The sequence below is a fragment of the Phaeacidiphilus oryzae TH49 genome (assembly GCF_000744815.1).
GTDB lineage: Bacteria > Actinomycetota > Actinomycetes > Streptomycetales > Streptomycetaceae > Phaeacidiphilus > Phaeacidiphilus oryzae.
In genome coordinates, this window is record NZ_JQMQ01000005.1 from 3,975,829 (window position 1) to 3,994,189 (window position 18,361).

The following is an 18,361-nucleotide window of genomic DNA, read 5'->3' on the forward strand; positions in this document are numbered from 1 at the left end:
GTTGATCGTGTGCGCTACGAACTGGTGATCTTCGACAACGACGGTGTGCTCGTCGACAGCGAGCCGATCGCGAACCGGACGCTGGCCGGCTACCTCACCGAGCTCGGCTACCCGACCACCTACGAGGACTCGATCCGCGACTTCATGGGGACGGCGGCGCACACCGTCCACGACGTGATCGGCGCGCGGTTCGACGGCGCGCTGCTGCCGGACGGCTTCGACGAGCTGTTCCACGCCCGGGTCTTCGACGTCTTCCAGACCCAGCTGACGGCGGTGCCGGGGGCGGAGGAGGTGCTCAAGGCCGTGCGGGCGGCGGGGGTTCCGTACTGCGTCGCCTCCTCGGCCACGCATGAGTGGATCAGGACCGCGCATCGGCTGACGGGGCTCTCGGATTTCTTCGACGACCGGCGGATCTTCAGCGCGGAGGACGTGGGGCGGGGGAAGCCGGCGCCGGACCTCTTCCTGCGGGCGGCGGCGGAGATGGGCGCTACGCCGGAGCGCTGCGCGGTCGTCGAGGACTCCCCCGCGGGGGTGGCCGCGGCGCGGGCGGCGGGGATGGACGTCTTCGGCTACACCGCGCTGACGCCGGCGGCGAAGCTGGCCGCGGCGACGTCCCGCTTCCCCACGATGGCGGAGCTGCCACCACTGCTGGGCCTGGCCCACTGACCGCCCCGCGATTCGCGCAGCGAATCAAGGGGCGCGGGGAACCGCGCGCCCGGCCAGTGACCTGCCGCACTCGGCAGCGGAGTCCGGGTTGCGAGCCGGTGGCGGTGGCCGGGTGCGGCGCCGTAGTCGGCTGGGCGCGCAGTTCCCCGCGCCCCTGGATTCGCCCTTCGGGCTTCCACCCGGGGCTGCTCGGCGGGGTCGGGGCGGCAGCCCCGGGAAACAGGAAGGGGCGGGGTAGGGGAAGACCCCTTCCGCCTGCGGGCGTCAGCGCCTAGTCTCCCGGGAACGCGGGTACCAACCGGTAGCCGCATCGTCGTGGGGGGAGCGCTCACGCACGTGGAGAGTCGTCTGCGGGCCGCTCGCGCCGCCCTCGCCGTGAGTTTCCTCGGGCAGGGCGCGATCTTCGCGCTCCTCGTGACGAGGATCCCCGCCATCCAGCGGCAGTACGGGATCAGCGACGGCCAACTGCCGATATTCCTCGCGGCCGTTCCGATCCTGGCCGGGGTCGGATCGGTCTGCTCCGAGCAGGTGGTGAAGCGGACCACCCCGCGCGCGGTCCTCCGCGTGGTCCAGCCGGTGGTCTGCCTGACCCTGCTGGGCGTCGGCGCCGGCGGCAGCAGCCTCTGGGCCCTGGCGATCTCCCTCGCCGCCTTCGGTCTCTTCACCGGCGGCCTGGACGCCTCGATGAACATGCTCGGGGTCGGGCTGCAGCGCCGTTACGGGCGCCCGATCATGACCGGCTTCCATGCCGCGTTCAGCCTCGGCGGGATCGTCGGCGCCTCGCTGGCCTGGGTGGACGCCCACTACCACCTCTCGCTCTCCGCGGTCTTCACCCCCGCCGCACTGGTGGTCGCCGCCGCCGTGCTGATCGCCGGCCGCTGGTACGCCGGCCCGGCCGAGCTCGGCTCGGCGGTCGCGGAGGCCGCCGCGCAGGCCGCCCGCACGGTGCCGTGGAAGCCGCTGCTGCCGCTCTGCCTGGCGATGTGCTTCGCGTACATCGGGGACGCCACCGTCTCCAACTGGAGCGCCAAGTACCTCTCCGACGGGCTGCACTCCTCCGACCAGCTCTCCACCCTCCCGTACAACGCGTACATGGTGGTGATGCTGGTGGCCCGGGCGCTGGGCGACGGGCGGGTGCGGCGCTGGGGGCCCGTGCGGGTGGTCCTCGCCGGGACCGTGGTCTGCACCCTCGGCTTCGTGCTGGTGGTCTGCGCGCCGGGGGCCTGGTTCGCGATCCTCGGCTTCGCCGTGGTCGGGCTCGGCATCAGCGTGGTGGTGCCGCAGGTCTTCGCGGCCGGCGGCCGGCGGGTGCCGTGGGCATCGGACGCCGCGGTGGCCCGGCTCAACATCTTCAACTACGCGGGTTTCCTGGTCGGTTCGCCGCTGGTCGGCGCGCTGGCCGACGCCATGGGCTACCGGCTGGCGATGCTGGTGCCGACCGCGATGCTGCTCTCCCTGGTGCTGGTGGTGCGGTCGTTCGGCGCGGGGCCGGCCGCCCGGCCGGCCGCGGAGAGCGGCGCCGTGCAACCGGTCCCGTCCGAGACCTGAGCCGCGCCCCCGGCGGGCGTTACGGTTGCCCCATGGCGAACGAGCGGGGCGAGCAGGGCTGCGGTCTGCGGTTGCAGTGGGACGAGGCGGTCACCGAGTACGACTTCGGCCCCGAGCACCCCATGCACCCGGCGAGGCTGCACCTCACCATGCGGCTGATCCGGGAGTTCGGCCTGGACCGCGCCCCGGGGGTGCGGGTCGAGGCGGCCCCGCCGGCCGGCGACTCCACCCTGCGCCTGGTGCACCACGCCGACTATCTGGACGCGGTCCGCTCCGGGCTCTCCGACCCCCGCCGCGGACTGGGCACCGAGGACAATCCGCTCTTCCCGAACATGCACCGGGCCGCCGCCCTGATCGCCGGCCAGTCGGTGGCCGCCGCCGAGGCCGTCTACCCGCCGCCCGGCACCCCCGCGGACCGCCGACTCGCCCGGCACGCCGTCAACTTCACCGGCGGTCTCCACCACGCCATGCCCAGCCGGGCGGCCGGCTTCTGCATCTACAACGACGCCGCCGTGGCCATCGCGCGGCTGCTGGAGCTCGGCGCCGAGCGGGTCGCGTACGTCGACACCGACGTCCACCACGGCGACGGCGTCCAGCACGTGTTCTGGCACGACCCCCGGGTGCTCACCATCTCCCTCCACGAGGACCCGCGCTTCCTCTTCCCGCACACCGGCCGCCCGGAGGAGTCCGGCGGCCCCGGCGCCGAGGGGATGGCGGTCAACGTCGCCCTGCCGCCCGGCACCAGGGACGCCGGCTGGCTGCGCGCCTTCCACGCCGTGGTGCCCCAGCTCCTCGCCGCCTTCCAGCCGCAGGTCCTGGTCACCCAGCACGGCGCGGACGCCCACGTCGAGGACCCGCTGGCGGACCTGGCGATCAGCGTGGACGCGCAGGCCACCGCCGCGGCCGAGCTCCACGAGTACGCCCACACCTACGCCGGCGGCCGCTGGGTCGCCCTCGGCGGCGGCGGATACGCGGTGGCCGAGGTGGTGCCCCGGGTCTGGACGCATCTGGTGGGGATCGCGGCGGGCCGCCCGGTCGCCCCCGAGGAGGAGACCCCCGAGCCCTGGCGGGCCGAGGTCCGCCGGCTCACCGGCCGGGAGGCCCCCAAGCGGATGACCGACGGGGTGCGCCCGACCTGGCGGGAGTTCGAGGACTACGGCTACGACCCGGCCGACCGCCTGGACCGGGCGATCATCGCCACCCGGCGGGAGATCTTCCCGCTGCACGGCCTGCTGCCCGAGCCCTTTTGACCCGTCCCGTCCCGGGCGGGCGGTCCGGCGCCGCCGCCGGCCGACCGGCCGCCGCCCCACCACCGAGGAGAACGGCCCTCCATGACGCGGGATCAACTGCTGGACCACCTGGTGGAGTCCGGGATCGCGGGGGAGGTGGCCACCCCGCGCGAGGGCAACCTCCGGCACTACGCCCGGTTCGCCCGCCGGGACCCGGCGATGACCCTCGGCCTCGACCCGGACGACTCCTGGGACGAGGCCGCCGTCCTCGCCCTCCTCGCCGACCGGGCCGGCGTCTCCCCGGACCCCGCGCACACCGCCGGACAGGACCGGATCGATCCCGAACGGACCCTGGACGCCCTGGACCGCTTCGCCGAGGAGATCGCCCGGGCGGCCGCGGAGCGCGGCAGCGTCCTCATCGGCACCGGGCACCCCGTACCGCTGCTGGGGTTCCACGCGGCACTCGGGGAGGCCCTCGCCTCGGTGGGCTGTGCGGTGCGCACGCCCGCGCGCGGGTACCGCTTCCTGTTGCACAACGGGGGCGGGGAGCGGCACTGCGCGCTGGACTACGCACGGAGCGTCGGAGTCGTGCAGGTGTATGAAGAGGTGTCCTCGACCGGAGCCGGGAACTCCGGTGAACCGGGCGTCCGGCCGCTCCCCTCGTACGCCCACACGCATTCTCCGCAACCGGTGCGGATCGCCCTCTCGGCCCTCGCCGAGTCCGGGGAGAACCCGCCTGACCTGGTCATCGGCGACCACGGCTGGTCGGTCGGGGCCGGCCGGCTGGGGGTCAGGACGCTCGCTCTGGCCGATTCCAACGACCCCGCGCCGTTCGTCGCGGAGGCGATCGGGGAAGTCGAGGTGGCGGTGCCCCTCGACGACGGTGTGCGGTCGGAGTACTACACACCGCTGACGGACTACGTACTGCAACGGGCGGGTCTGTCACGGTAATTCCGGTCCGTGGCACCCCCTTCCCACTGGTACCACCCGCAACTACTCTGGGGATACGCGTGTGCTGGCTGGAGTCACCGGAGGGGAAGCCGGTGCCCGTCACACGGAGAAGGTTCGGTGTTGTTCATGGCGTCTGGCGAGAGGCCTCTGAACGAGGTCAATTTCCTCACCGTCGCGGAAGTCGCCACGGTGATGCGAGTGTCGAAGATGACCGTGTACCGCCTGGTGCACAGTGGTGAGCTGCCTGCCATCCGAGTGGGCCGCTCGTTCCGAGTTCCCGAGCAGGCAGTCCACGACTACCTCCGAGAGTCCTACGTCGGGCGGGAGACCGCATAGCGGCCCCCGCGCCACCGGCGTAGGCGTACCACGCACCGCCGGCCCCCTGGAGTCCGCTCCAGGGGGCCGGATTAACGCCACGGGCCGGAGGTTGGGTAGGCTGGGGCCTCACCTGTAAATCTGCGTTGGACTCTGACGCCCCGCTCCGCGGGGGTTGTCCAGTGAAGCGAGGGTTGTCAGTGGGCTCCGTAATCAAGAAGCGCCGCAAGCGTATGGCCAAGAAGAAGCACCGCAAGCTGCTGAAGCGCACCCGCGTTCAGCGTCGCAACAAGAAGTAGGCGGCGCCTTCGAGGCCTCGATGCCCGCCCCGGTCGTAGCGGCCGGGGCGGGCATCGGCATGCCCGCGCGCTTCCCGGACGCTTCCCGCGCGCGGCACCGGGCAGGCGCTCCCCGGAACGCGGGGGAAGTATCGGCTGTGGCGGACACCCCGCGGCAACATCCACGCGGTAGCGTGCTGACGTGCACCCGGAGCTCGCGGGGAGGGCGTCCAATTGGGGAAGGTGCTGCTCGTCACCGGTGTGGCCCGCCAGTTCGGCGGGCGGTTCGTGCGGCGGGTCCGCCGCGAGCCCGGGGTGGACCTGGTGGTCGGCGTCGACCTCCATCCGCCGGCGCCCGAACTCGTGGGCCCCGAGGGCGGGGCCGTGGACCGGGCCGCCTACGCCTTCGCGCGCGCCGACATCCGCCGGCCGGTGATCGGCCGGCTGCTCGCCGAGTACGGCGTGGACACCGTGGTGCACCTCGGGGTGAGCGCCACCCTGCTGGGCTCCGCCGGCCGGTCGCAGGTCAAGGAGACCAACGTGATCGGCTCCATGCAGCTGCTCGGCGCGGTGCAGAAGGCCCCCTCGGTGCGGCGACTGGTCGTCAAGTCCACCACCAGCGTCTACGGTTCCGCCCCCCGCGACCCGGCGGTCTTCGACGAGCAGATGCAGCCGAAGACGCTGCCGAGCGGCGGCTTCGCCAAGGACGCGGTCGAGGTCGAGGGGTACGTCCGCGGCTTCGCCCGGCGCCGCCCCGACGTGGCCGTGACCGTGCTGCGGTTCGCCAACATCATCGGCCCGCGGGCGGACACCCCGCTGGCCGAGTACCTGTCCTTCCCGGTGCTGCCGACCGTCCTCGGCTACGACCCGCGGCTTCAGCTGGTCCACGAGCAGGACGCGGTGGAGGCCGTGCGGCTGGCCGCCTTCGAGGCCGCCGGCGGCAGCATCAACACCGGCACCTTCAACATCGCCGGGGAGGGCGTGCTGCTCCTCTCCCAGGCGGCCCGGCGGCTGGGCCGGCCGACGGTGCCGGTGCTGCCGCCGGCCGTCAGCCTCCTCGCCCGGATGCTGCGCGGCAGCGGGCTGGCCGACTTCTCCCCCGAGCAGATGCGGCTCCTCACCCATGGCAGGGTGGTGGACACCACCCAGATGCGGGACACCTTCGGCTTCACCCCGGAGTTCAGCACGGGGGAGGCGCTGGACGACTTCGCCCGGGTGCGCGGTCGCGGGCTGCTCCCGCCGGAGCGGGTGGAGGGGCTGGTCGACCGGATCGGCGGCGGCCTCCTCCGGCTGCCCCCCACCAGCGCGACTAGGAGGACCCCGTGAGCGAGGCCAAGGTCATCCCCTTCGCCGACCGGCGGGCCGGGACCGGCGACGGCCGGGCGAATCGGCCGAAGGCCGTGCCGCCGCCGGAGCCGGTGCCTGACGAGACGTCAGCGGCCAGGGCCCCCGAGGCGGCCCGGCGGCCCCCCGTGCCGCCTCTGGTGGACGCCCTGGGCGGGCTGGCGGACCGGGTGTTCGGCAAGGGCTGGGAGGCCAGGGCGGCCAACGGGCTGGCCTTCCTGCGCCGCAGGCTCACCGGCGAGTACGAGGTGGACGAGTTCGGCTTCGACCGCGAGCTGACCGAGCAGGTGCTGATCACCGCGCTGCGGCCGCTGGCGGACAAGTACTTCCGGATCTCCGTCCGCGGGGTGGAGAACCTCCCGGACACCGGCGGGGTGCTGATCGTCGCCAACCACTCCGGGGTGCTGCCGCTGGACGCGCTGATGACGCAGATCGCGATCCACGACCACCACCCCGCCCACCGGCACCTGCGAATGCTGGCCGCCGACCTGGTCTTCGTACTGCCCGGGATCAACGAGCTGGCCCGGAAGGCCGGCCACACCCTCGCCTGCAACGAGGACGCCCAGCGGCTGCTGGCCAAGGGCGAGGTGGTCGGGGTCTGGCCGGAGGGCTTCAAGGGGATCGGCAAGCCGTTCGCCGACCGGTACAAGCTGCAGCGGTTCGGGCGGGGCGGGTTCGTCTCCTCCGCGCTGCGGGCGGGCGTGCCGATCGTGCCGTGCTCGATCGTCGGGGCCGAGGAGATCTACCCGATGCTGGGCAACGCGAAGACGCTGGCGCGGCTGCTGGGGTTGCCGTACTTCCCGATGACGCCGACGTTCCCGTGGCTGGGGCCGCTGGGGGCGGTGCCGCTGCCGACCAAGTGGACGATCCAGTTCGGCGAGCCGATCCCGACCGACGGCTACGGGCCGGAGGCGGCGGACGACCCGATGCTTCTCTTCAACCTGACGGACCAGGTCCGCGAGACCATCCAGCACACGCTGTACAAGCTGCTGGTGCAGCGCCGTTCGGTCTTCTTCTGACGCCGGGCCGACGTCCGCGGGTCTGCGGGTGGCTGGGCGCGCAGTTCCCCGCGCCCCTTGATCTGCTCCGCAGACCCCGGGGCGCGGGTGGCCGCCGGCCGCCGAGCGGCCGCTAACCGCTCAGGCCGAGTCCCGGCAGCAGGCCGGGGACCAGCGGTGGCAGGTTGAGTCCGCTGCTGCTCGGGCTCGCCGCGGGCGAGGAGCCGGTGCCGGAGGTCGTCGGGCCCGAGGGGGAGGACGAACTCCGGGACGAGGAGCCGCCGTTGCCCAGGACACCGCCGGTGAGGCCGCCGACGATGCCGCCCACGCCCCCCGACTGGGACGCCGTGGGCGTCGCCGAGCCGTGGCTCGAACCCCCGCCCGTGCCGGTCGTGGTGGCACCGCCCAGCAGCCCGCCGCCCGGCGCCGCGCTGGGCGCCCGCGAACCCGCCGGGGCGCTGTGCCGCATCGCCGGCGAGCTCCCGCTGCCGCCGACCGTGGGGCCGGTCAGGTGCAGCGGGGCCACCTCACGGTCTATCCCGGAGAGCAGCCGGCGCACCGGCTCCGTCACCGGGGCCAGCCCGTGCGGGAGTTGGCTGGAGACGGTGTCCAGCCGGGGCTGCTCCTGGGCGGCGAAGCCGGCCAGCCGGCGCATCGGCGCGACCGTGTGCTCGCGGAGGTAGATCCCGCGCAGCAGATCGCGGCCGCGGGTGCCGTCCGCGTTCATCTCGTCGAACTCGCTGCGGATCCGCGCGGCCAGCTCGGGGCTGAGTTCGCCGCCGCGGCGGGCGCCCATCAGCTGCTGCACCTCGCCCATCCGGGCGGAGGCCTGGTCCAGCAGCAGGCGGCCGCGCTCGGCGTCCGAGCCGGCCAGCCCGAGGCGCCAGTCCTCGAGGCTGCGCTTCATGCCGTAGAGGGCGTCCCCGGGAAGGGCGTTGGAGCTCGCCGCGGCGACGCCGCCGAGGGCCCCGACCGCCATCCCGGCGGCCAGGCCGCCGAACGCCAGACGGCGCCGCCAGCGGCTGGCCGGCAGCAGTCGGCCGCCGCCGAAGAGCCCCAGCGCGCCGGGGGCGCGGTGCGTCCCGTGCCGCGACTGCTGGGCCGGTACGGCGGCGGCCGAACTCGGCTGCTCGGCCAGCATGTTCTCGAACGCCGCCACCAGATGGGCGCGTTGCACCATGCGGACGTCGCCGGCGAGCTCTGGCACCGGCAGCGCGCGCAGCGCGCCCACCGCCTCCAGCAAGCCGCCGAGTTCGGCCCCGGCCGAGTTCTCCGCACCGTGTGGCGCGGGCTGGTCGGCTGTCGGCTCGACAGCCTCCAGGGCCTCGGCGAAGGCCTTCGCCCTCCGGTGCTCGAGAACTTCGAGAACGCGGCCTGTCACGGGCCGCACCTCCTCTCGTCCTGGGGCCTGCCCGGTCCTTCGGCGGGCCTCCGCGCCTTCACCCGCTGCACGGCTGCCCGGGGTTATGCGCCCTGCGCAACGAGCGTGGGGGCCGCGGGTTACGCGTAAGCCGGAAGACGATTGCGCAGGTCGACGCAGTGTGACGCGATGTTCACCAGGCGTGACGGATCAACGGGCGTCGCTGGGCAGCAGTCGGGCGAGTGTGCGGACCGCGCGGTACTGGAGGGTCTTGATCGCGCCCTCGTTCTTGCCCATGATCCGCGCCGTCTCGGCCACCGACAGGCCCTGCAGGAAGCGCAGTGTCACGCACTCCTGCTGCTGCGGGTTGAGCCGGCGCACGGCCTCCAGCAGTGCGGCGTTGGAGAGCGACTCCAGCACGGACTCCTCGGGGCTGCGCTCCACCTCGTTGGCGTCCAGCATCTCGCCGGTGGTGACCTCCAGGCGGAAGCGGCTGGACTTGAAGTGGTCCGCCACCAGGTTCCGGGCGATGGTCACCAGCCAGGCGCCGAAGTCCCGGCCCTGCCAGGTGAAGGTGCCGATCCTGCGCAGCGCGCGGAGGAAGGTCTCGCTGGTCAGGTCCTCGGCGGTGGCCCTGCTGCCGACCCGGTAGTAGATGTACCGGTACACGGTGTCGGAGTAGTGGTCGTACAGCCGTCCGAAGGCCTCACTGTCCCCCTGCTGGGCGCGGCCGACCAGTTCCACCACCGGGTTGACGGGGGCGCCGGCGGTCGCTGTCGCCCCCGGGCCGGGTGCCGCCGAGGGCGCTGAGGGCGCTGAGGTCGCCGTAGGCGCCGTGGTCGCTGAGCCCCGGCTTGCGGAGCGATGGCGCGCGCCCCCGGTGGAGGCGCTGGGGATCTCGCCGGAGCGCGCGGCGGGGGTGCGTGCGGGGCTGTCGGAACGCGGAGCGGAGCCGCCCGTCGCGCCGCCCGGCCCGGCGGGCGCGGCGCCGCGCAGCGGCGAGGCCGGCAGGGGGACCGCCGGGGCCGGCGCGGCGAAGGCCGGAGCCGTCAGGACCGGCGCGACCAGGACCGTCGCAGGGCGCGGCCACTGGCGCCCCGAGAGGTCGCGGGGCGTCAGCAGACCGCCGGGGGTGGGGCGGGCAGGGCTTCCGGGAGCGGTCGCGTCGTTCCGGTCGTGTGCGTACACGGGACTCCCATGGGCAGGACTGTCGGTCGTACGGCGTTACGCGCGCCATGCCCATGGCGGGACGCATGGGGCGGCGAGCGTCAGACGAGAATAACGCTTTGTGCAACAACGACTACACGGTGTTGCCGAATTCGCCGCTTGCGTCTCTTCCGTTACGGTCTGGAGCCGGTTTGTGACCGGGTGAAGTACGAGGGGAACCCAGGATTCCGACTGAAGTTGATCGTTTTCTGACCGGACGAGGCGGGGTTCCCCGCCGTCGCGTGCCCCAATCCATGGATTGAGCTGCTCGTCACAGCCCCGGAGCGGTCAGAAGCGAACAGTCAGTGGCGCTTGCGGTACATCGCGACCGCGGCCGCCGTGCCGCCCGCCGCGGCGCCGAGCCCGGCGGCCGCCGGGATGCCCACCCTGGCCGCCTTCCGGCCGGTCCTGAAGTCCCTTATCCGCCAGCCCTGTTCCCGGGCGTGGCGCCGGAGGTCGGCGTCCGGGTTGATCACGTACGGATGGCCGACCAGCGAGAGCATCGGAATATCGTTCGAGGAGTCGCTGTACGCCGCGCAGCGCGACAGGTCGAGCCCCTCCTTCGCGGCGAGCGCCCGCACCGCCTCGGCCTTCGCCGGGCCGTGGAGGGTGTCGCCGACCAGGCGGCCGGTGTAGACGCCGTTCACCGCCTCGGCGACGGTGCCCAGGGCGCCGGTCATCCCGAGCCGGCCGGCGATCACCTTGGCCGCCTCCTGCGGGGCCGCGGTCACCAGCCAGGTGCGCTGGCCCGCCTCCAGGTGCATCTGCACCAGGGCGCGGGTGCCCGGCCAGATCTTGTCGGCCATGTACTCGTCGAAGACCTCTTCGCAGATCTCCTCGAGATCGGTCACCCGGTGGCCCTGGACGATCGAGAGCGCGCTCGCCTTGGCGTCCGCCATGTGCCCGGCGTGCTCCGCGCCGTTCACCCGGAACCAGGCCTGCTGCCAGGCGAAGCGGGCGAGTTCGCGGGAGCTGAAGAACTTGCGCTTGTAGAGTCCGCGGCCGAGATAGAAGATCGCCGCGCCCTGCATGATCGTGTTGTCGCAGTCGAAGAAGGCCCCCGCCTGCGGGTCCACCGGGATGTCCGCGTCGTGCGCGGGAGCGGCCGCGGCCTGCGCGGCTGCGGCGTCGCCCGCGAGCGCGGCACGCGCCGGGGTGAGCCTCGGGATCCTGCTCATACCGGGAGCATAGCCACGAGGACGCGTACGGTTCGTATCCGCAGTGTGCAGTCAGTGTTAACCGGCCGCGACGAGGCGGGATGCCCGCCCGCGGCCGACCAGTCAGCGAGGGACGGGCGATGATCACGCTCATCGGCAAGCCGGGGTGCCATCTCTGCGACGAGGCGCGGGAGGTGGTCTCGCGGGTCGCGGGGGAACTGGGGGTTCCGTGGGAGGAGCGGGACATCCTCCAGGACGAGGAGCTGTACCGGAAGTACTGGGAGCAGATCCCGGTCACCCTGATCGACGGGCGCCAGCACGACTTCTGGCGGGTGGACGAGAAGCGGCTCCGGGCCGCGCTGGAGAAGTGATCCGGCGCACTCCGGGTAGCCACGGGGAAGTCCCGTGCGGCAGAGGTGTTTTTGAACACATCTGTCGGCTCCGCGCGAGTTTGCGCCGGGGTCCTTTGTTGGCCTTACCATCTATAACCGGCCCAGCGGCCAGTCGGAGGTAGCGGGGGCGTGAACAGTCAGGAGGCGCACAGGTGCTCGCCGACGCTCCCGTCACTCCTGGCGGTCCCCGCCCCTTGGGCAGCCCGGTGAACTCCGGGGACGAATCCGACTCTTCACCAAATCCGGACACTGCCGGGGCGGTTGCGTGATGCGTGTCACTTCGGCCGGGCAAAACGGACACCATCTTTGTGCACACGTTCACAAACGCATAGCCTGGCGTGCAAAGCCCAGCTTCACCTACAGGAGCATCGTGGCAACTGACCGATCTTCCCAGGCCCCCAGCGGCAGCCGGGGGCGCCCGTCCGGCCGGGGCCGCGGCATTCCCGAGGCGACGGTCGCGCGGTTGCCGCTCTACCTGAGGGCGCTCACGGCGCTCTCCGAGCGCTCGGTCCCCACGGTCTCCTCCGAGGAGCTGGCCGCCGCGGCCGGGGTCAACTCGGCCAAGCTCCGCAAGGACTTCTCCTACCTGGGGTCCTACGGCACCCGCGGGGTCGGGTACGACGTGGAGTACCTCGTCTACCAGATCTCGCGTGAGCTGGGCCTCACCCAGGACTGGCCGGTGGTGATCGTCGGTATCGGAAACCTCGGCCACGCCCTCGCCAACTACGGCGGGTTCGCCTCCCGCGGGTTCCGGGTCGCCGCCCTGCTGGACGCCGATCCGGAGCTGGCCGGGAAGACCGCGGCCGGTCTGCCGGTTCGTCCCATGGACGACCTGGAGCGGGTGATCGCCGAGGAGCACGTCTCGATCGGCGTGATCACCACTCCGCCGGTCGCCGCCCAGCAGGTCTGCGACCGGCTGGTGGCGGCCGGGGTGACCAGCATCCTGAACTTCGCCCCGACCGTGCTGAGCGTTCCGGACGGGGTGGACGTCCGCAAGGTCGACCTCTCCATAGAGCTGCAGATCCTCGCCTTCCACGAGCAGCGGAAGTCCGGCGAGGACCTGGACCCGGCGGGGATGGACGGCCCGGGCGGCCCCGGCCGGTCCGACGCGCCGGTCGAGCCGGGCGGCCGCGCCCGCGCGGTGGCCGCGGCGGCGGCGAAGGCGCTGCCCCGCGCGGTGGCCAGGACCAGGAGCGGCGGGGCTGCCGGCAAGGCTGCCGGCAAGGCCGAGCGCGGCAAGGGAGACGAAGGGGACCTGCCGGCCGTGATGCCGGCGTGAGCCCAGCGGTACCAGTGAGAACCAGCATGCGAACGGACAAGGGAAACGAGGCGGGCGAATGAGTCTGCTCGTCCTGGGGCTGAGCCATCGGACAGCCCCGGTGGGGCTGTTGGAGCGGGCCTCGCTGACCGGCGAGGAGCCCGTCCGGCTGCTGCGGGCCGCCGCCGGCTCGGCGCCGGTCGGCGAGGCCACCCTGGTGGCCACCTGCAACCGGATAGAGCTCTACGCCGACGTGGCCAAGTTCCACGCCGGGGTCGACGACCTCTCGGCGCTGCTCGCCGGGCACACCGGGGTGGAGCTGGAGGAGCTCACCCCGCACCTCTACGTCCACTACGAGGACCGCGCCGTCCACCACCTCTTCTCGGTGGCCTGCGGTCTCGACTCGATGGTGGTCGGCGAGGGCCAGATCCTCGGCCAGCTCCGCGACGCGCTCTCCCTCGCCCAGGACGAGGGGACCGCCGGACGTGGCCTCAACGAGCTGTTCCAGCAGGCCCTCCGGGTCGGCAAGCGGGCGCACAGCGAGACCGGCATCGACCGGGCCGGGCAGTCGCTGGTGACCTTCGGTCTGGAGCAGGTCGCCGAGGCCACGGGCCCGGTGGAGCGGAAGCGGGCGCTGGTCGTCGGCGCCGGCTCGATGAGCTCGCTGGCCGCGACCACGCTGGCCCGGCTCGGCGTACCGGACCTGGTGATCGCCAACCGGACGCCGGAGCGGGCCGAGCGGCTGGCCGCCGCGCTGGACGCGCGGACCGTGCCGTTCGGCCAGGTCGGCGCCGCGATGGCGGAGGCCGACCTGGTGATCTCCTGCACCGGAGCCGCGGGCATCGTCCTCGGCGCGGAGGAGATCGCGGTCGCGGTCGGCCGGCGCGCCGAGCGCTCGGCCGGAGCTGCGCCGCTGGCCGTACTCGACCTGGCCATGCCCCGGGACACCGATCCCGGGGTGCAGGACCTGGACGGGGTCGTGCTGGTCGACCTGGAGACGCTGGCCGACGCGGCCTCCGAGCGCCCCGGCGGCGCCGCGGACGTCGACCTGGTCCGGCGGCTCGTCGACGAGGAGCTCGAACAGTACGCCGCGGCCCAGCGGGCGTCCCGGATCACCCCGACCGTGGTCGCCCTGCGCACCATGGCCGCCGAGGTGGTCGGCGCCGAGCTGGAGCGCCTGGACGGGCGGCTGCCCGAGCTGGACGCCAAGGCCCGCGCCGAGCTGAAGCAGACCGTCCACCGGGTCGTGGACAAGCTGCTCCACGCCCCCACGGTCCGGGTGAAGCAGCTGGCCAGCGAGCCCGGCGGGGCCTCCTACGCCGAGGCGCTGCGGGAGCTCTTCGACCTCGACCCGGCGGCCGTCCGCGCCGTGGCCGGCGCTCCGGACCCGGTACGGGTCCCGGAGGCGGCCCGCGAAACCACTCTGCCCGCTCCCAGCACGATCAGGACGATCATGCCATGACTGGTGAACTGACCTCTACCCCAGGGGAGTTGGGCGCCGACCCGGCTCAGGGCCCGCTCCGGCTCGGCACCCGCCGGAGTGCCCTCGCCCTGACCCAGTCCGGAATGGTCGCCGACGCGGTCACCCGAGCCACCGGCCGACCCGTCGAGCTGGTGGAGATCACCACCTACGGCGACGTCTCCCGGGAGCACCTCTCGCAGATCGGCGGCCAGGGCGTCTTCGTCTCCGCCCTGCGGGACGCGGTGCTGGCCGGCCGGGTCGACTTCGCCGTCCACTCGCTGAAGGACCTGCCGACCGCGCAGCCCGCCGAACTCGCCCTGGCCGCCGTGCCGGAGCGGGAGGACCCGCGGGACGTCCTGGTCGCCAGGGACGGCCTGGACCTCGTCCAGCTGATCGAGAAGTGCGCCCACGAGGCCGGTGGCCGCACGGCCCGGATCGGCACCGGGGCGGCGCGCCGGACGGCGCAGCTGAACGCGTACGCGGCCCGGCACGGACTCCCGCTGGAGACCGTGCCGATCCGCGGCAACGTGGACACCCGGATCGGCTTCGTCCGCTCCGGGGAGCTCGACGCGGTGGTCCTCGCCGCGGCCGGACTGAGCCGGCTGGGCAGGCTCGCCGAGGCCACCCAGCTGATCGAGCCCGAGCTCATGCTGCCGTCGCCCGGGCAGGGCGCGCTGGCAGTGGAGTGCCGCGCGGACGACGAGGACCTCGTCGCCGCGCTGGCCCAGCTCGACCACGCCCCCACCCGGGCGGCGGTCTTCGCCGAGCGCGCGCTGCTGGGCGCGCTGGACGCCGGGTGCTCCGCCCCGGTGGGGGCGTTGGCCACGCTTGCGGAGAACGGTGCGGACCCCGTGGTCGAGCATCCGGTGACGGATCGTCACCAGGCCGGCGAGCTGCGCCTGCGCGGCCTCGTCGGCACCCTTGACGGCTCGTCCGTCGTGCAGTTGTCCACCACCGGCACCATCGCCCCCGACGCCTCCGTGGAGGCGGCGGCCGCGGCCATCGGCCGCGAGCTCGCCGCCCGCATGCTCGCCGAGGGTGCCGCCGGTCTCATGGGGGAGCGAGCCCAGTGAGCCCCACCGCCAGCAAGTCCGCCGGCAAGCCCGCCGTAGAGGACAGCACCGCCGGCGCCGCCGTCGGCGTCGCCACCGAGACCGCCGCCGGGGTCCCCGGCCGCCGCCAGGCCGGCCGGGTCACCTTCCTGGGGGCGGGACCGGGCGACCCCGGGCTGCTGACCCTCAACGCGGTGGAGGCGCTGTCCACCGCCGATCTGCTGATCGCCGACCCGGAGATCGCCGAGTCGGTGCGTCCGCACTGCCCGGCCGGGATCGAGACGCAGTCCCCGCACCCCGACACCGAGGCCTTCGTCCTGGACGAGGAGCCGGCCGCCGAGGTGATCGCCCGGCTGCTGCCCGCGGTCCGGTCCGGCAAGCACGTGGTGCGCGCCGTCGAGGGCGACCCCGGCCTGGACGGCCGGGCCACCGAGGAGATGCTGGCCTGCGCCCAGGCGCAGGTGGCCTTCCAGGTGGTGCCGGGCGTGCCGCAGGCGGTCGGTGTGCCGGCGTACGCGGGCGTGCCGCTGCGCGGCGGCGCCGGGGCGGAGGGCGCGGAGCCCGGCGGCTCGGCCGACGTCCGCTACGTGGACGTCAGCGGGCACGTCGCCGACGCGACCTGGACCGAGCTGGGCGAGGCCGACGCGTCCACCGCGCTGGTGCTGCGCACCGTGCTGGGCCAGGTGCCCGCGATGGCCCAGGCGCTGGTCGCCCACGGCCGGAAGCCGGACACCCCGCTCTCCATCACCCTCCGCGGCACCACCACCAGGCAGCGCACCTACACCGCGACCCTGGGCAGCATCGCCGCCGAGCTGAAGTCCGCGAAGGTGCTGCCCTCGCCGGTCTCGGCGCCGGTCGACCCGGCGTCCTCGGTGATAGCCGTGCTGGGCGAGCGGGTGGCGCACCGCCAGGAGCTCTCCTGGTTCGAGACCAAGCCGATGTTCGGCTGGAACGTGCTGGTCCCGCGCACCAAGGACCAGGCCGGCGCGCTCTGCGAGCAGTTGCGCTCGTACGGGGCCGTGCCGCACGAGGTGCCGACCATCGCGGTCGAGCCGCCGCGCACCCCGCAGCAGATGGAGCGGGCGATCAAGGGCCTGGTGACGGGCCGCTACGAGTGGATCGCCTTCACCTCGGTCAACGCGGTCAAGGCGGTCCGGGAGAAGTTCGAGGAGTACGGGCTCGACGCCCGCGCCTTCGCCGGGATCAAGGTCGCGGCGGTGGGCGCCACCACGGCGCAGGCGCTGGTCGACTTCGGCGTGAAGCCGGACCTCGTCCCGAGCGGCGAGCAGTCGGCGGCCGGGCTGCTGGAGGACTGGCCGCCGTACGACCCGGTCTTCGACCCGATCGACCGGGTGCTGCTGCCGCGCGCGGACATCGCCACCGAGACGCTGGTCGCCGGGCTGATCGAGCTGGGCTGGGAGGTGGACGACGTCACGGCCTACCGGACCGTGCGGGCCTCGCCGCCGCCGGCGCCGACCCGGGAGGCGATCAAGGGCGGCGGGTTCGACGCGGTGCTCTTCACCTCGTCCTCCACGGTGCGGAACCTGGTCGGGATCGCCGGAAAGCCGCACAACGTGACCGTCATCGCGTGTATCGGGCCGGCGACGGCCAAGACCGCGGAGGAGCACGGGCTGCGGGTCGACGTGCTGTCGCCGGCGCCGAGCGTCGCCGCGCTGGCGGAGGCGCTGGCCGCGTTCGGCGCGCAGCGCCGGGACGCGGCGCTGGCGGCGGGCGAGCCGGTGTACCGGCCTTCCGAGCGGCGGCCGGGGTCGCGTCGCAAGGCGCGTTAGTCGCCCACCGGGCGGCGAGTGGCTGTGCGTCGGCGTCTGCGGCGCCGTAGTTCCGCTTCGCGCAGTTCCCCGCGCCCCTGAAATCAGCGCCGAAGGCGCGATTCAGGGGCGCGGGGAACTGCGCGGCCAACCGGCCATCGACCCGCAGACGCCGACTCGCCATCCGTTGCCGCCCAGTCGGCGGCCCGCCGTAGGATCCAGTAAGCGCAACGCAGTCGAGGAGGCACCGAGACATGGCCGGCGAGAACAAGTGGGCGATCCGCCCGGAGGAGACCCCGGTCATCCGGCCCCGCAGGCTCCGCAGCACAGCGGCGATGCGGCGGCTCGTCGCGGAGACCCGCCTCCACCCGGCGGAGCTGATCCTGCCGGTCTTCGTCCGGGAGGGGATCAGCGAGCCGGTCCCGCTGGCGGCGATGCCGGGGGTCGTCCAGCACACCCGGGACACCCTCAAGGCGGCGGCCGTCGAGGCCGTCGAGGCCGGCGTCGGCGGGTTGATGATCTACGGCGTCCCCGAGGTGCAGGACGCGGCCGGCTCCGAGGGCACCAACCCGGACGGCATCCTCCAGCAGGCCATCCGCGACGTGATCGCCGAGGTCGGCGACGAGATCGTGGTGATGTCCGACCTCTGCCTGGACGAGTACACCGACCACGGCCACTGCGGGGTCCTCGCCGAGGACGGCTCGGTGGACAACGACGCGACCCTCGCCCGCTACGCCGAGATGGCCGTGGTGCAGGCCGACGCCGGCGTCCACGTGGTCGCCCCGTCCGGGATGATGGACGGCCAGGTGCGGGTGGCCCGCCGGGCGCTGGACGAGCACGGGCACACCGACGTGGCGATCCTGGCGTACACCGCGAAGTACGCCTCGGCCTTCTACGGCCCCTTCCGGGAGGCCGTCGGGTCCTCGCTCAAGGGCGACCGCAAGGCCTACCAGCAGGACCCGGGGAACGCCCGGGAGGCGCTGCGCGAGCTGGAGCTGGACGTCGCCGAGGGCGCGGACCTGGTGATGGTCAAGCCCGGCATGGTCTACCTGGACATCCTCAGCGCGGTCGCCGAGGCCTCGCCTGTCCCGGTCTCCGCGTACCAGGTCTCCGGTGAGTACGCGATGATCGAGGCCGCCGCGGCCAACGGCTGGATCGACCGGGACCGGGCGATCATGGAGGCGCTGACCGCGCTGCGCCGGGCCGGCGCCGAGCAGATCCTCACCTACTGGGCGGTCGAGGCGGCCCGCAACCTCCGCCAGGGCTGACGCGACACGACGAAGGGGCCGGGAGAGCGATGCTCTCCCGGCCCCTTCGGCTGTTCACTGTCGGGTCACCGGAGGGTCAGGTGCTGCGAACGTGACGGGTGTCACGTG

The 18,361-nt window shown here is 73.6% G+C and carries 17 protein-coding genes; 14 read left to right on the forward strand and 3 right to left on the reverse strand.

Annotation, left to right across the window (positions count from 1 at the left end):
- Positions 1-9 precede the first annotated feature (9 nt).
- From BS73_RS21375 to BS73_RS21405, 8 genes are all read left to right on the forward strand, one after another.
- Positions 10-666, forward strand: a complete 657-nt coding sequence (locus BS73_RS21375) for an HAD family hydrolase (RefSeq protein WP_037574858.1) — start codon at positions 10-12, stop codon at positions 664-666.
- A 336-nt stretch (positions 667-1,002) separates the two neighbouring features.
- Positions 1,003-2,214, forward strand: a complete 1,212-nt coding sequence (locus BS73_RS21380; RefSeq protein WP_235215486.1) for an MFS transporter — start codon at positions 1,003-1,005, stop codon at positions 2,212-2,214.
- A 32-nt stretch (positions 2,215-2,246) separates the two neighbouring features.
- Complete coding sequence (locus tag BS73_RS21385; protein WP_051940213.1) at positions 2,247-3,464, forward strand: acetoin utilization protein AcuC; 1,218 nt, start codon at positions 2,247-2,249, stop codon at positions 3,462-3,464.
- Positions 3,465-3,545: 81 nt separating this feature from the next.
- The gene (locus tag BS73_RS21390; protein ID WP_037574861.1) at positions 3,546-4,394 is read left to right on the forward strand and encodes a phosphatase; all 849 of its coding nucleotides are present in this window, start codon (positions 3,546-3,548) and stop codon (positions 4,392-4,394) included.
- A 126-nt stretch (positions 4,395-4,520) separates the two neighbouring features.
- Entirely contained in the window at positions 4,521-4,730 is a 210-nt protein-coding gene (locus tag BS73_RS21395) for a helix-turn-helix domain-containing protein (RefSeq protein ID WP_037580531.1), read from the forward strand.
- Positions 4,731-4,909: 179 nt separating this feature from the next.
- Positions 4,910-5,008 carry a 30S ribosomal protein bS22 gene (locus tag BS73_RS36450; RefSeq protein WP_003948845.1) on the forward strand — a complete coding sequence of 33 codons (99 nt, stop codon included), beginning with the start codon at positions 4,910-4,912 and terminating at the stop codon, positions 5,006-5,008.
- Between the two features lie 213 nt (positions 5,009-5,221).
- The gene (locus BS73_RS21400) at positions 5,222-6,313 is read left to right on the forward strand and encodes an NAD-dependent epimerase/dehydratase family protein (protein ID WP_037574863.1); all 1,092 of its coding nucleotides are present in this window, start codon (positions 5,222-5,224) and stop codon (positions 6,311-6,313) included.
- Complete coding sequence (locus tag BS73_RS21405) at positions 6,310-7,350, forward strand: lysophospholipid acyltransferase family protein (RefSeq protein ID WP_037574866.1); 1,041 nt, start codon at positions 6,310-6,312, stop codon at positions 7,348-7,350. The genes BS73_RS21400 and BS73_RS21405 overlap by 4 nt, the downstream gene beginning before the upstream one ends.
- Before the next feature lie 112 nt (positions 7,351-7,462).
- On the opposite strand, the gene BS73_RS21410 is transcribed toward BS73_RS21405, so the two are convergent.
- The 3 genes from BS73_RS21410 to BS73_RS21420 form a co-directional block, all read right to left on the reverse strand.
- Entirely contained in the window at positions 7,463-8,710 is a 1,248-nt protein-coding gene (locus BS73_RS21410; RefSeq protein ID WP_037574868.1) for a DUF5667 domain-containing protein, read from the reverse strand.
- 189 nt (positions 8,711-8,899) lie between these two features.
- Entirely contained in the window at positions 8,900-9,757 is an 858-nt protein-coding gene (locus BS73_RS39790; protein WP_084704810.1) for an ECF subfamily RNA polymerase sigma factor, BldN family, read from the reverse strand.
- Positions 9,758-10,197: 440 nt separating this feature from the next.
- A complete protein-coding gene (locus BS73_RS21420) occupies positions 10,198-11,073 on the reverse strand; it encodes an HAD family hydrolase (RefSeq protein ID WP_037574871.1) in 876 nt (291 codons plus the stop codon).
- A 119-nt stretch (positions 11,074-11,192) separates the two neighbouring features.
- Between BS73_RS21420 and BS73_RS21425 the strand changes: the two genes are divergently transcribed.
- The 6 genes from BS73_RS21425 (at position 11,193) to hemB (ending at position 18,253) form a co-directional block, all read left to right on the forward strand.
- Positions 11,193-11,423 carry a glutaredoxin family protein gene (locus BS73_RS21425; RefSeq protein WP_235215487.1) on the forward strand — a complete coding sequence of 77 codons (231 nt, stop codon included), beginning with the start codon at positions 11,193-11,195 and terminating at the stop codon, positions 11,421-11,423.
- A 391-nt stretch (positions 11,424-11,814) separates the two neighbouring features.
- Complete coding sequence (locus tag BS73_RS21430; protein WP_037574877.1) at positions 11,815-12,723, forward strand: redox-sensing transcriptional repressor Rex; 909 nt, start codon at positions 11,815-11,817, stop codon at positions 12,721-12,723.
- 58 nt (positions 12,724-12,781) lie between these two features.
- Positions 12,782-14,164 carry a glutamyl-tRNA reductase gene (locus BS73_RS21435; RefSeq protein WP_051940215.1) on the forward strand — a complete coding sequence of 461 codons (1,383 nt, stop codon included), beginning with the start codon at positions 12,782-12,784 and terminating at the stop codon, positions 14,162-14,164.
- Positions 14,161-15,237, forward strand: coding sequence for a hydroxymethylbilane synthase (gene hemC / locus BS73_RS21440; protein ID WP_037574879.1), 1,077 nt, complete (start codon positions 14,161-14,163; stop codon positions 15,235-15,237). The genes BS73_RS21435 and hemC overlap by 4 nt, the downstream gene beginning before the upstream one ends.
- Positions 15,238-15,365: 128 nt before the next feature.
- Entirely contained in the window at positions 15,366-17,006 is a 1,641-nt protein-coding gene (locus BS73_RS21445; protein ID WP_051941507.1) for a bifunctional uroporphyrinogen-III C-methyltransferase/uroporphyrinogen-III synthase, read from the forward strand.
- Between the two features lie 233 nt (positions 17,007-17,239).
- Positions 17,240-18,253: a porphobilinogen synthase gene (gene hemB, locus BS73_RS21450; protein WP_051940217.1), complete on the forward strand. Its 1,014-nt coding sequence runs from the start codon at positions 17,240-17,242 to the stop codon at positions 18,251-18,253.
- Positions 18,254-18,361: the final 108 nt, after the last annotated feature.